We start from the raw sequence: 15,486 nt of genomic DNA on the forward strand, positions 1-15,486 counted from the left end.
AACCCAAGCAAAAAATTTTTAGCTATAGAAACCCAAGTAGTATTTGGCGACAAAATGCTTAAAGTCTACAAAAATTAGTGCAGATAAATTAATCAACTTAAATCTGGTTACTGTTTCAAAAGATAGTTGTTCAATGTTTAAGGAAAGTTATAAACAAGTTAAGATTTGGGACAAGAAGCAGAAAGATTCTTAAAGGCAAAATTACTATAGAAGATATAAAAAGCGAGGGAATATAATTCCCCCGCATTAGCAAAATCGCTACAGCTTAACTAATGAATGAATATTGAATCTCAGCTGTAATTATCTTTTGGCTAAACTACACTGGCAGAAAAAACGAAATCATTTGCTGTAAGGCTAGTTGATTTAATTCCTAGCAATGAAGCCAACTCTGTATTTCCAGTTTTTACGATAGTGTCACTACCCTGTTGCAACAGTGTTAAAGCACTAAATTGAGTGATACCAACACCGCCAAGCCCGATTTTATCAGTGGCGATCGCAAAATCAGTCACAATATTCTTGCTAGTTGGCAGACTGGCGTTAGCAATCCAGAATTGATCGACACCAGCACCACCAGCAAGGCTATTATCACCCTTTTGACCAGCAAATAGCACATCATCACCATCGCCACCAAACAGGGAGTCATTGACATTAGAGAAGAGTTTGTCATCTCCAGAACCACCATAGAGACGGTTATTGCTACCATTACTGGTGAGGGTGTCGTTACCTGAGCCACCGAAGGATAATTGACGCGAACCTTCAACTACTGTCAAAGTATCATTACCTGCTGCCCCAAGTAAATTATTAGTACCATTGGCTTCTACTACAGTAACTTCGTCATCGCCAACGCCACCATCAGCATTAGTGTTGTTAGCAGGGCCATTTGCGCCAATTAAGACTCGATCGTTACCATCTCCTGTGGACACCAAAGAGTCACTACCGACTACCACCGTGTCTTCACCGTTTCCAGTCTGGATTGTGTTGCCTTTAGTACCATCTACAAAATCTGCTCCGTCACCTGTGAGTAAGGTTTGATTTGGCTCAACGGTAATATCATTACTGCTATTAGAGCCAAAATTAATTTCTTCAGCTTGAGGTTGACCTAAGCCAGGAGCAAGATTAAGGGGCTTCTCTAACTTCAGTTGTAGAATCTCATTGTTGTCTATAACTGGATTTTGAGGATCGTTTCCAGGACGACCTGTAGAGAAGGGATAATTGTTGTCATTAGCTACTAAAATGGTATTTTTGTCAACAACTAGAACATTTTCAATGGTTTGGAATGGGAAGTTGAAGGTGGTCTTACCATCCCCATTCAGGTCGTTGGGGTCTTGGATATTTAACAAGTCTGCAACTTCTTCTTTAGCGACATAGCCATTAGAATCTGTTTTAGACAAATCTATTTTGTAGATCCTCTTAAATTTAGCCGCAGCTGCTTGATTGTTATCCCGTTCGATGACTAGGTACTCATTATCATTAATGACTGCTAAATCCCCGATGGAATTTGACGGATTGTCCAGTCTGTAGTAAAGTTTTCTATCACTATACTTGTGATTAGCTAAATCAAATTCGTTAATCCGCAAAGCACCAGGAGTATCGCCTTGAACAGTACCTTCTAATAGGAAATAAAGCTTGGTTTTGCTGGCATTAATTGCTCCACCTTCAAAACCTTTAGAACCAGCCAAGTTAGCAAAGGCATCACCTGAAAGCACATCAGGGTTTTGTGGCGATCGCACCACATTATACTGAGGATCGTCTCTAAGTTTATCCCGTACTTCATCCGCGATATCTGGGAAATCACTAAATAGCGCGTCTACACCTAATTGATAGAACTGTTGGATCTCTAGCTCTAGCTTGCCTTTATAATCTGCCGCTAAGTATTGATCTTCTGCACGGAAGGTGTAGGGATGAACCTGCAAGCCTGCATTGTGAGCATCTTGAACTAAGGTAGAAGGAGGTAATGTTGTCTTGTCAGCATCATTAACTGTACCGTCCCCATTCACATCATCAGCTTTGCCATCACCATTTGCATCAGTACCTTTGACGCTAACAATCATCCGTTTCCAAGGGCCAATCCCATCAGCATAAGTAGCAACTTCAGCCAAGCCTTCTGGAGTTCGCAAGTCGCCATAGGTGCGAGTGTCACCACTGACTTTCAAATCATAAGGCTGACTTTCGATAATTTTGCCGTTAATGTCAATATCACTGGCATCTAAAAGTTGCACAAGTGGAATATCTACGCCTGCCGCAGGCATAATGCGATCGTGCAGTTCTTTAAGGTTACTCACTTCAAAGGACTGGATGAAAATCCGACTGGGGTCAGTAAAGTTATTTGCTTTGAGCGTATCAATGAGTAACTGACTGATGTTTCTGTGTATTTTGTCTGTAGTGCCTACATAAGTAGCTTCATCGGCGGAATAGGTAGGATGCTTAGTTTCAGGGTAGATACCAATTTTTTTACCTGTGTCGGTTTCTACTTGCTTAACTAAATCGATGATTTCCGTGAGGGTAGGAATTTCAAATTGACCATCAAAGGATTGATCGCGGAAAGGTAGACGTTCTTCTGCGCGTAAAGTCTTGATTTCAGCTAAGGTGAAGTCTTCAGCAAACCAACCTGTAATTGTGTTTCCATCTAAGCTTACTGTTTTTTTGCGATCGGCAAACTCTGGATGTTTGTAAATATCTGTGGTTGTATTGTTGAAATTGACAGTACCATCAGCGTTCAAAACTGCTAAAGCTGGCTCATGGCGAGCAATTAGCACACCATCTTTTGTCACAACCAAATCAGGCTCAATGAAGTCAGCACCGCGCTCAATTGCTTGCTTATAAGACTCTAAGGTGTGTTCTGGACGATAGCCACTTGCACCTCTATGACCAATAACTAATGGTGCTTCTCCATCTAAAGTCTTGAATTGATCGGGTGTAGCAATGGGAGCCTCTAATAACTTACCAGTGGCATCAAAATGTAGTAGGTAAGGGCCAAACTCGTCTCCCACCCAGATTGTCCCGTCTTTATCAAAGACGAATGACTCTACATCAAAGTCTGCACCAGTCAGCAATCTTTGAGTAGTTCCCTCATTCACAATTTCAAAAGGAACTTTATTGTTAGGGTCAGACAATTGAATGTAGTCTAAAACTTTAACGCTACCATCGCCATTCTCTGTTCCCTTAAAATTTGGGTCTAGACGATTAATCCGCAGTAGAAAATCTGCACTATTGTCTTTGCTACCGTAACCATTGTCTGACAGGAAGTAGAAAGAGTTGCTGTTAGCAAATTGAACACCGCTAAAGCCTTGAATTGGCTGTCCTGGGAAAGGCCCCGTTCTGCCATTGGCTGAAACATCTTTACCAGAAGCTGGCCCATCACTAAAGGTATCAGCAGGTAAAGAAGCAAAACCGACTAACTCAACTTTTGGCACTATTGAAGCAAACATTGTCTGGTAGATGTGGGTTTGATCGTTTAAACCCGCAATCCCTGGAATATCAGAACCGTAGGCGTTATAACCTTTACCTACCAAGTTATTTAACACTTCAGAACCAGCACCTTGGTAGTAAACAGGTACGGGACGGTTAGTGTGAGTTCCCCAACCATACTTGACATTAGGATCGGACCCCCAGTAATGTCCAACTTCTGCTGGAGTATCCAAATTAGTTAATGCTTCAGCACCTTGATTTTTTACTAAAGTCGGAAAATTACCGTCGAGAGTCAAGTAGTGATCGTGGTCAGCAGTCACAATTAGTAGGTTTTCATCCCAACCACCATTGTTATCGATCCAGTCAATCGTAGATCCAACTGCTTTATCGAAATCCAAGGTGGTGCCGATCAAGTTGTCTATGTTGTTATCATGGGCAGACCAATCGATATCGCCACCTTCAACCATTAACCAGAAACCATCGGGGTCTTTACCCAGTGCATCTAATGCAGCACTTGTCAAGTCTTTGAGGGTTGGGTTTTCGTTAACCTCTTTAGCAATGAAAGATGCATCCGTCTCTCCCGGAAGCAGTGGACGTGTGGTATCCACTTTGGTGTTATCACCTTGGTTAGTGAAAACGCTGAACATATCTAAACCAGTGGTGCTGTAGTCGCCGTTGGCAGAACTGACAGGCAAGTTACCATTTTGACCACGCGCACCGTATAGACCGAAGAGGCGATCGCCTTTTTCTGGATCGATTGTCGCCGCAGTTTGGGCTAGTTTCTGGGCGGCATTTTCACCCCGCTCTAAAAAGGTGTAATCGTAGATGTTATTAGTTGGTTTAGTGCTAAGTTCTGTGTAGGTGGATTGACTAATGTATTCATTGCTCCTATTAGGCTCAACCCCGTTTGGTAGTAAGTCTCCAGGAGCAGAGAGTGGGTGTCCACCACCAAGTAATACTGTTGGTTGATAGACACGGAGTTGCTGTTGCAAGATGTTGTCTAATGCCGGATAGTCAGCATCATACTTGCTGCGACGGTTAACGTTGGCAGCAGCAGCAGCAGGTGTTGCATGGTCAATGGGAACTGAAGTTACCAAACCAGTAGATTTACCAACTTCGTTTGCAGTTTTGAGAATTGTTTCTAGAGGATTCTCGAAAATATCAACGCCAACAGCGTTGTTGTAGCTCTTGACCCCAGTGTACAAAGTTGTCGCGGTGTTTGCAGAGTCAGGATAGCTGTACTTAATATATTCAGGATCGTTACCAGGAGTCCAAGGGTTCACACCACCTCTGGTAGGGTCATAACCTACTAGGTTTCCAACAGCACCATCACTGACTTTTGCACCACCTGTTGGGGTATTGCCTGGGTTAAAAGTTGGATCGAAGGTGAAACCAGGGCGAACCGGGCTTTCTCCTGTGATCGGATTAGTCCCGTCAAGGGCGGAATTACCAGTACTAAAAACTCCATTACTATCAGCGATCGTTGTCCCATAGGTAGTTGCCAAACCGTAGCCTTGGAGTGTTTGAAAGTTGAGTCCTTGCCCCTTACCTTGTGTATAAAAATCACTCAGATTAGCACCTGTCTTACCATTTTGAATCTCTTTATAGATGGATGCAGCACGAGCCATTTGCCAGCCCATACCATCCCCAATCATAATGATGACGTTCTTAGCCATGAAAGGAAATCTCCCTGTGTTTAATTGTTGAGATGGTCTTGGCTCTAGTGAAATCAAAAAAGTAATCCAGCAGAATTCAAATTAGTGAGGTACACAAGCTAAGTCTGTTACCCAGGAATAAAGCATGTTTTACTCCTGTTAGCGCAGCGGGGCGTAGCCCATTCTGAATTCTGTCTTCTGCTGTATTATTAGGGCAAAATTTGTAGTTCTAGACATCTAGAGATGTAGTTGACTTGTAAACTTGTTGAGTCTGAACTATTAAATATCAACCACTATAATTGACATCTCACTAGAGGATTAAGGTATCAAAATTAACAAACTTAATTGCATATTAATTAACATACATAGCAAAAGTTGTGAAAAAATTGTGGACTGGTTAAGAAATGTTGTATTGCAATCTTTTGCTTAATATGTTGTTAAAAATTTTGTGTATATTCCCGATCGGATAATTTTTTTTTGCATTTCCGTGTTAGTGATGAAATTGCCCAAGTATTTAGTTTTTAATAAAAAGTCGGCTTTGCGATGTTTTTGTGAAAAGCTTTAGTCAGTGCGAAATAATAAGGAGACTATTTCCATGACATCAAAGAGCAGGAAAAAGACCTCGCGGCGTAGTTTCCTCCAAGGAGTAGCCATTAGCACAGCTGCGGTTACTGGAGTTGAGTTACTAAAAAAAGATGTGGCAGATGCAGCAAGTGAAGTGTATTGCGGGGAGATTCCTTCTCAAAGCACTGAATTTGACTTTACCGAGAAATCAGCAGCCTTACAGCCAGACAAGATTGTTAATAGTGCTTGCCAATTTTGTAATTCTCTGTGTCGTCTGAAAGTTCATGTCAAAGACGGACGGATTGTAGATGTCTTAGGTGAACCGGACGATCCAGTACAGGCTGGTGGTTTTTGCATCAAGGGGCCAATGATGACTGAGTTAGTCTACAATCGCTTTCGGCTAAAATACCCGATGAAGCGGGTTGCAGGAGAGAAAGGTTCACCAGATTCACAATTTGAGCAGATTTCTTGGGATGAAGCTCTTTCAATCATCGCCAGCAAGTTCTTGGCACTTAGAGATGCTGGAGAAGCTAGAGCGATCGCGAATAAAACTTCTGGTAGATTACCACGGGGAACAGGTTCTTTGGTCGGACGCTATTTCAATTTGTTGGGCAGTCCCAACGATACTGATGTCGGGCCTGTATGTAATGATGCTGGTGGCAATGCCTTGGCTTGGACATTTGGATTAGGCAATTTTACCAATGGTTATGGGATTGATGGCGCGACTAAAAAAGAAGACTTAGGCTCGGCTAAATTCTTCCTGTTTTTGGGTACGAATCAAGCAGAAACTCATCCTGTTACCTTTACTTACCTTTTGAGAAGCCGAGCGAAAACCAAAGCCAAATTAGTAGTCATCGACCCACGCTTAACTCCCACAGGAGCGCAAGCTGATGAGTGGATTGCACCCAAACCACACACAGACTTAGCTTTAGTCTTAGCAATGCTTTACCACATAGTTACTCATAACTTATATGATGCTGCTTTTGTACAAAAGTGGGTGCTGGGTTTTGAAGAACTCAAAAAACACCTCAAGAGCAATAATTACACACCAGAATGGGCGGCAGAAATTACGGATGTTCCAGTATCAAAAATCAAATTTATAGCTGAAACTTATGCTAAAACCAAGCCTGCTGCCATTTTCTGCAATGCAGGTATTTCCCATCAACTGAATGCTTTTGATACTTACCGCTGTCTGGCATTCTTGGCGGCGATTACGGGCAATATTGGTATTCCTGGTGGTGGCTGCAATTTCATGCACAACACTTGGCCAGGGGGATTAAATCTACCACCGATTCAAGGCAAGATACCTAAAAAAGATATAGCTTTACCAGTTGGGCCGGATTATCTTAGCGAAGCTATCATCTCCGGTCAACCTTATCAACTCAAAGCACTCATAACTCAAGGCAATCCTCTGCTAGCTTGTTCCAACACAACTAAAGTACAACAGGCTTACCGCCAATTAGAATTTTATGTTTACACGGGATTATTTATGGAAGAATCGGCTTATTATGCCGACATCATTTTGCCCGTCACCAGTGGTTTTGAGATGGAAACTGTTTATATGCGACGAGATGACAGGGCGATTCGTTGGCAACAACAAGTAGTTCCTCCTGTAGGTGAATCGAAACCAGATTGGCACATTTGGATTGAATTAGCACACGCCACAGCTAAATTAGACAAACGTAATCCACCGCAATACTGGCAAGACAACTTTCCTTCTTCTTGGAAAGACTACCGCCATCTGTGGGCAACTTTTGTGGCGAACACTCCAGGCATGGCTGGTATGACTCAACAAAGGCTGAGTGAACGCACCGAACCCTTACGTTGGCCTTGCCCAACAGTAGATCATCCTGGTGTCAGCACTCTTTATCTGGATAGTTCGTCTTGGTATCAGGCCGCAGAAAGCCTCAATGTTGATAATATTGGTAAACGATTTCTAACTCCTAGTGGAAAAGTGGAAATCTACACTTCACAGTTACAAAAGCAGTTGACTAAAGCAGGACACTCTGCATTACCTATTTTCTATACCCACCCAGAAGTTACAGGTAGAAATCCGACAATCGAGTATCTAGCAGAACTAGTAAAAAATCCGGTGAATCCCCACGCACTGACTCACAATGTGATGTTGGGAAAACTTTCGACTAATGAAATACATAAAAAGTACCCACTAATGGGGACTACTGGCAGGTCTAGTATAGTTCATTTTCATTCTGTTACTCACTGGACTTACACAGGCAAGCAAAAAAATGGTGTTCGCTTAGTACAAATTCACCCAAAAACCGCGCAAACTGCTGGTATTGAAAATGGTGATGAGATTATTGTTGAAAGTCCCAGAGGATCGATTAAAGGCACAGCATTGCTTTGGCAGGGAATTCGAGAAGATACTATTTTTGTGCCTAATTGGTTTGGTTCCCAACAACAAATGGCTCAAGATTTAGGCACACCATACTATGAAGCAGCTAATGTCTTGATTGACCAAAAGTACTATGACAATCTTTCAGGACAGCAAGCTTTTAAATGTTTTGCGTGCCGAATAACAAAAGCATAATGGAAACTTAGAAGCACCAATCGAAGCATTATTAGACTTCTTGGCATTTGTTGGGGAAAGGGTAAAGGGTAAGGGGGAAAGGAATAACAAAAAACCTTTAATATGCAAACATGCACCCTTTACCCACGAGAGTGCAAAAGTTACTTTTGCCAAGAGTCTATTGAAATCTTTGGGAAGTTGAAGCGATCGCATTTGACCCGATTTGAGAACAGACTGTTGAGTTTGATTGAGCAGAAATATGGGATGGTAGACTAAAAAAAATTGAGTAATTACGCCAAAGGCGAACGCGTCTTGGCATCCGTAGGCTGCGGGAAAACTTTATAAATAAGGGTATAAATAAGGGTTTTTGCAATCATTGAGTACAGCTTCATTAACTTTTGCTGTGTAATGAAGCTGTAACAATCATACTAGGCGAACAAATTAACCTACAACACTGACAGAGAAAACAAAGTCATTTGCTGCGAGCCTAGTTGATGTAATTCCTAGCAATGAAACTAACTCGGTATTTCCGATTTTCACGATAGTATCACTACCCTGTTGCAATATTGTCAGGGTATTAAACTGAGTAACACCAATACCGCCCAGCCCGATTTTATCAATGCCAACTGTAAAATCAGTCACAATGTTCTTGCTAGTTGGCAGACTGGCGTTAGCAATCCAGAACTGGTCAGTACCAGTACCACCACTCAGGCTATTACTACCCCCTTGACCAGCAAATAGCACATCATCACCATCGCCACCAAACAGGGAATCATTGACATTAGCGAAGAGTTTGTCATCTCCAGAACCACTGTAGAGACGGTTATTGCTACCGTTACTTGTGAGAATGTCGTTACCTGAGCCACCGAATAATGATTGACGAGAACCTTCAATTACTGTGAGATTATCATCACCTGCCGCCCCAAACAAATTATTACTACCATTGGCTTCCACCACAGTAATAACATCATCACCACTGCCACCATCGACACTGGTATTTTGAGCCGAGCCATTTTGACCAATAAATATGCGATCGCTACCATCATTCCCGAAAACTGAAGAGTTATTCCCTGCAAGCACTGTGTCATCTCCATTTCCAGCTTGGATTGTGTTACTTTCAGCGCCTTCTACAAAGTCTGCTCCATCACCTGCATTAAAGAATTGTCCTGACTCAAGATTGACAGTATCGCTGTTGCTAGAACCAAAACCGTTCGGGAAAGTAGGCTCTACACCTGTTAGGTTATTGGGTAATTCAAGAATACCCAGTTTTTCAGCAGCCGTATTACCTGTAATATTGAAATCGTTGTCGTTAATCAAGGCTAGAGTATTGGGTGCTACCAATGCTAGACCTTCTAATTTTTCCACCCTGGTGTAACCCAACTGAGCAGCATTAGCAATCAAACTCTTGCTGACAGGGGTAATATTGGCAGCAGCTAACTCTGTAGAGGTAAGTTGTTCAATAGTTTTACCAACTGGCAAGGTAAAGTTAGCAGGATTGTTGATGTTGGTCGCCCCAGCTAAATCAATTTGGTAAATTAGTTTATTGCCAGCAGATGTACCATTATCATCTCGTTCAACTACTGCAAATTTGCCGTTACCCAAAGAAACTGCATCGCCAATCTTATCGGTTCCTGGTAGACCTTCTAGGCGATATAAATACTCTCCTGTTACCTGCTTGGTGACAATATCAAACTCCAGAATTCGCAGGTTGAGAGAAGCTTTGGAAGTTGCATCATTGGCGACATCTGGATTATCGATCGCACTCTGAATAAAGGCATATAATTTATTACCTTCTAGGGCCACAGCTTCAAATCCTCGATTATTGCGGCGTTGGGCATAAACTGCTGGCAATACCTCAGTGCCAAAAGTTCCCGCCGATCGATCTGGGTTGGGTGCTGTGGCAGTTCCTTGAGGGATAAAGCGGTCAATCAGCTTTCCATTAGTGTCAAAGTGGTAAATTGCCGGACGGTACTCATCCACCAACCAGTAATCTCCATTTTGGGCAACTACAATGCCTTCTAAATCAGCACCCAAAGGATCGTTAGGTAGAACATTGTTGTTTAAGTCAACGGCAACTTCATCTGTGTAGGCTAAACCGTTTCCTACAGCTTGCAAGTTAGGCAATCCCGTTAATGGGGTCGTTCCATCTTGGCGAAATAGTTCTGTTCTGTTGGTAATGTTGATTTCACCTGTGGTGCGGTTGAGTTCAAAGCTGACTATTTCTGGTTGGAAGTCGGGTAATAAAAATGGTCTTTTGACACCATCAGGTTCTCCATTGGGGCCACGGTCTGTGTTGGTGACAAATTTCAGGTTGCCATTTGCTGCAAACCCTTGGAAATACAACCCAGAAAAACCACCCAAGAAAATATCTTGATTTTTAGATGTAGTGCCTAGTTTGGGTAGGTTTTCAAATTCATAGATAGTCAGCTTGGGTTGGGCAACAGGATTGCGAGGATCGTAACTAGTGGTATCGATATTTAGAGAATTGGGGAAGGCATTGGCAATATTTTCCCAAGGTACTAACTTGAAGTTAGAACTGATGTTTTCGCCATCGATTGTCTTGGCAGGTTCATTAGAGCCGTCTTGGGTGACAAATAAACCAAGTGGGAAGTTAGACCCCAGTGGCACATTAATTACATCAGCCCCATCTGACTCTTGCACGCTGTCAATTGGCCCATTGTTACCAATGGCAAAGTTACCCACATATTCGTTGTTACCTTCACGTGTGTAGGCAACAAAGGTGCTATCGCCTTGGCTGGATGCTAACAAGTAGCCTGTGCCGTTTTTGCCGTAATAAATAGTCAACCCTTCGGCATCATCGGTAAGGTGAGAACCACCCTCAAAACGGACGCGATCGATCAGCTTGCCTGTTGTGCCACCGTCCGGTTCTGCCTGGAATTTCCAGATGCCCACATCTTCTTGGGCTATGTAGAGAAAGCCGGTTTCTTGGTCAACCACCATACCCTCTGTTTGGGGAGAACGCCCTTCTGTGATGGGCGAGGGGATGGTAAACTCCCGCACCAGTTCAGCGCCAATTTTGCTATTCCCTTTGTCAATCAATTTGAACTGAGCTATATCTCCAGTTTGCCGGCGACTGGTAAAGACATAGTAATCATTAGTTATGGGGCTACGGTATAAGGTAACTCCGTAAGAACTGCGAGTTGATGCAGAATAAGGAGGTTCAAAAGGTGATGCTTGGAAGATAGTACCAATATTGCTATCAGTGATATCTTCCAAGTATTGTCCGGCGGTGGTGGGATTGGGATTAATTTTGAAGATTGCTAGTTTATCATTGTTGCGATCGCTAGCGACAGCAATATCAATAGATTGATTGCCTAATTTAAAACCGTATTGCAGGTCAATGTTATTGTAGCGAATGCCACCAGGATTAACTATTTGCAACAAATTACCAGACAAGTCATAAACCCGCAGTCCAGCATTTTTGACTGAGGTTAATACTAAACTATCGGCAGAATTTGTGGCATTAACATAAATGGCAGGATCATCAGCATCAGCGTTTTGATCCACAGCAGGTAGTGTTGGATCTTCATCGTCAAATAAACTGGGGCGGGTTTCTACTGTGGGTGCAGCAGTGGGAACTAAGTCTGCATCTAAAGTCAGGATTTGAGTATATTGGCTGCCGCTAAAGTTGTTGTCACTCACCAGCACAATGGACTGACGACCATCTGCTAGTTTGGGGCCAAAGGCAAGACCTTCTATATTATCCACTCCTGTAATCGGGTGGTTTGCATCAGTAGGCAGATTCAGGTCAGTTAAATTCAACAGCAGTCGTTTTTGGGCGGGTTGGATAGCTGCTAGTTGTTCAGTACTCAGATTATTGAGAGAATCGTAGAAGCTAATGTCAGTTGCACCTTGCAAAGAAACTTCGTAGATTTTGATCGTGTTGCCTACACCTTGGGCAAAGGAACGTTCTAACGCCAGTAATGTGCCACGATTATCTATTGCTAATAAATCCGCTAAACCATTGTCAGCAGAACCTGTGCTGGGATTGGGTGGTTCGGGAATTGCATCAGTAATATAAAGGTATTCTTTTTCTGGTTGTCCACTAACCAGATTGTATTGCAGAATTCGAGAAGGGCTGCCACTGGTGAGTGAAGCCTTTAATCCATCTTGGGACAACGCGTTTTCGGTGGCGGTGAATAAGGTTTTCTGGTCGGGTGTAATGGTAAGGCTTTCAAAGGCTAAGTTATTGTAAACACCTGATGTCTGCGTATCGTCGGCATCGATAACACCATTGCCGTTGGTGTCTTCTACCACTGGTAAAAATTTGCGGGGAACAAATAGCGAAGCCACTTCTTGCCCTGTTGTCAAAGAAAATTCTTTAATGAAGGGATTGGTAACGCGACCAGCAGCAGGGTTTACTTCGCCTTCGGAAGAGATAAAGACTGTACCATTGTTGGTTAAAGCGATACCTTCTGGGTCAAGGCTATTGAGTGCAAATAATTTACCACTGGTATCTTTTAGGGGTGTGACATTAGTAAAATTCACCCCGGAATCAGTGGCAGTGAAGGTATAAAAGCGGGCAGGCGCAACTTGGGAGCGATCGTCTGAGATTGCATAGTAGCGGTTGTTAACTGCATCGTAGGTTACACCAGATAGTCCTCCTAATGGAGTTGGTGTTCCGTTCACAGTTCCTGCCGCGCCAGTAGGAATAAAGCCTGTGGTAAAAGTACTCTGCCCGACAAATCTTACATTGGGAATGGTTTTACCTGGTTCGGTTGCTCCGGTTTGCACATCTGCGAACACCAAGCGATGGTCAGAACTGGGAAAGGGAAAAGTACCTACCAAAGGAAACGTTGAATCAGTATTTAGAGGCCAAAATACTCCTGAGTTGGCAATTGTCAGGTTAGCGGAAGGTAGCACATAGTCAGTCCGCAGGTTTCCGGGAGTCGTATCAGCAAAGTCTGCGGTGTCAAAGCTAGGATTACCCTTTTGGCTAGCGTTTGCACCAGCTTGTAAGTCTGCTTGTTGGCGCGCACCCAGACTGGTAAAGATGACATTAGTATTGATATTGGGATTTTGCAACAGTTGACGAACAGCGTTGTCAAAACTATCACCATCTAACGGGTCTGCATTTTGATCGCCCACAATCACAAAGCTCGATCCAGCAGCAATACCACCAGTTTTACCCTCATCATCGTAAATGTAATTACCATTACCAGGGGTAATATAGTCTGCCCAAAAGCGGATCTCGTCGTGGTTGCGCTTACCGTTGCGGTCTTCCACACCATCAAAGGTTGGCGGTGTGGGGTGGCTGGCGAGGACATGAATTGTCTCACCGTTTACTTGGATGGGTATATCCCAGTGACTTTTAGAAGAAAGGCGTAGAACTGCCAATTCCTCCTGAGAATACCAGTCATTTGGCTGTGGTGTTGTCGGATCGTCAGGAAGCAAAGCATTGGGCATATCCTTCCAGAGAAAATTTTGAAAGGTGCGGATGTTGGCAGTGTCAATGGGATATTTGGACAACAGCAACATCCCGTATTGACCAGGGAAATTCCCGAATCCGAAAGCATCATCGCCATATCCCAATTCGCCTGGGGTTGTAACTGCTGTGCCATTGTTGTTCAAGTCAAAACCAGAGGCAATACCCGTATTGGAAGGAGCGATGTAAAAGTAGGGGTAGTCAACGGGTGTTGTACCATTCTGGCTAACGGCTAGGTAATTTTGCCGGAATAATTGAACTGCTTCCGGGGAGTAGTCAAACTCGTTAATTAGCAACACATCCGGGTTATTAAGCTGGATAATTTCTGCAACTGCCTTTGCTTGAGCGTTGTCAGGGGTAGACAAATCGCTGACTAACTGACCTTTGGCATTACGATTCAAAGAAGCGTTGAATTGAGAAAAGCGAATTGTATTAGTAGTTACCATGTTTAATTCTGAGATAGATTCTAGACATGAGACTGCTTTGAAAATTGGGAATAGGGAACCGCAGAGGCGCAGAGTACACAGAGAATTCGGAGTTCGATTAAATCTGCGTTAAATAAAGACGAAACGAGTAACAGCCACTTATTTTGTATTGTTTGAAAATTGCCTGAAAAGCTGATGTCCAGTAATAATTTGCAAACATAATCGAGTCACATTGACAATCGCAATATCACTATTCAGAAAAACTATTTTTAGTCAAAAAAGCTACTATTTTTACTAGTATTAATCCATATTCAGCAACCTCAAGTTATCTCAGCAACGTTAAGAAACTGCTAGCAAAAGGTTAAAAGAATAAATAATATACAGATGGATTTAGATCCCCGACATTTTGAATAAGTCGGAGGGACAGCAATTTTATGCCCATAAAAAAAGGCGGACAAGATGTCCGCCCCACAATAAGTAGTTGGATATTTTTTATTTGAAAGTCATTTTGTATTAAAAGCCACTCTTGCTTACCGGAATTTACCAGGGTTGAGACGAACGCCGTTAGGTTGAAACTGACGACGAATTGCAACTCCACTGCGCAAATTGTTTCCAGTACCACCATCTTGACGATCGAGGAAAGGTTTCAGATTAATCCCACTTCTCGATGAGCTAACCCGATTATTGCCACCGCCTAGAAGTGTGCGTCCTAAATTATATAATTCGTTGCCTCCACTACTGCGATCGCCATAAGTGTTAACGGCAATAGTTTGTTGTCCACTGTCAGCAGTAGTCAAGTTTTGGAAAATGCTATTGCGGATAACGTAGGGATCTTTGCCACGCGGGACTGTCAACACAATTCTACAGGTTGGGTTAGCTTCTGTTGTGACGCAGACAATATTTTCGTTATTTTCTACGGCTGTCTGGAGTTCTTGTAAACCATCTGGGCGATAAAGTTCCAAACGACTGGCAATTGCTGTACAACGCCTTTGTGCGTCCCAACCACCACCTAAAGCCGCAGGTGCTGCCCAAGGAAAGAATTGTCCTGGTTGACTTTGTGGCTGGTACATGACAGTATACTGTCCATTATAAGTCTGACAGGTAAACCGAGTTGTACCATCAGCAGAGGGTGAAGGTGGTACACCTGTGGATGTGTCTATTGGAACTGGTGCTGATGTGCCACCTGATGGTACTGTTGGTACTACTACACCATCGCCATTAGAATCATATTGCGCCATTGCTGCCGAATTGCCCAGACACAAAGATAAGCCAAGACTGCCCAAAGATATCAACCGCAGCATTTGTGATGACATAAATCATCCTCCAGGAGAAATAAGTAGGGAATTGATAGTTTAACTGACGAATAATTCTGGCTTTTGATTCAGCAAAAACCTATTTTTTTCCTCTCGTGCCTTTTTTCCGGCGATTAGCTTTTTCAGCTTTACTTGAATTTCTGTATGA

Annotated in this window: 4 protein-coding genes; 1 reads left to right on the forward strand and 3 read right to left on the reverse strand. The window is 43.0% G+C overall.

The window, feature by feature from the left end:
* Positions 1–311 precede the first annotated feature (311 nt).
* Positions 312–5,084, reverse strand: a complete 4,773-nt coding sequence (locus RMY32_RS03220) for an esterase-like activity of phytase family protein (protein ID WP_322712286.1) — start codon at positions 5,082–5,084, stop codon at positions 312–314.
* Between the two features lie 574 nt (positions 5,085–5,658).
* Here RMY32_RS03220 and RMY32_RS03225 point away from each other — a divergent pair.
* Complete coding sequence (locus RMY32_RS03225; protein WP_322712287.1) at positions 5,659–8,175, forward strand: molybdopterin-dependent oxidoreductase; 2,517 nt, start codon at positions 5,659–5,661, stop codon at positions 8,173–8,175.
* A gap of 420 nt (positions 8,176–8,595) precedes the next feature.
* Here the strand turns inward: RMY32_RS03225 and RMY32_RS03230 are convergent, their stop codons facing one another.
* Together RMY32_RS03230 and RMY32_RS03235 are read right to left on the reverse strand one after the other, a co-directional pair.
* Positions 8,596–14,046: a phytase gene (locus tag RMY32_RS03230; protein ID WP_322712288.1), complete on the reverse strand. Its 5,451-nt coding sequence runs from the start codon at positions 14,044–14,046 to the stop codon at positions 8,596–8,598.
* 509 nt (positions 14,047–14,555) lie between these two features.
* Positions 14,556–15,338 (reverse strand): COP23 domain-containing protein, encoded by a 783-nt coding sequence (locus tag RMY32_RS03235; RefSeq protein ID WP_322712289.1) that lies wholly within the window; start codon positions 15,336–15,338, stop codon positions 14,556–14,558.
* Positions 15,339–15,486 lie beyond the last annotated feature (148 nt).

Origin of the sequence: Nostoc sp. ChiSLP03a (assembly GCF_034531215.2) — a bacterium.
In the GTDB taxonomy this organism is placed as follows: domain Bacteria; phylum Cyanobacteriota; class Cyanobacteriia; order Cyanobacteriales; family Nostocaceae; genus Nostoc.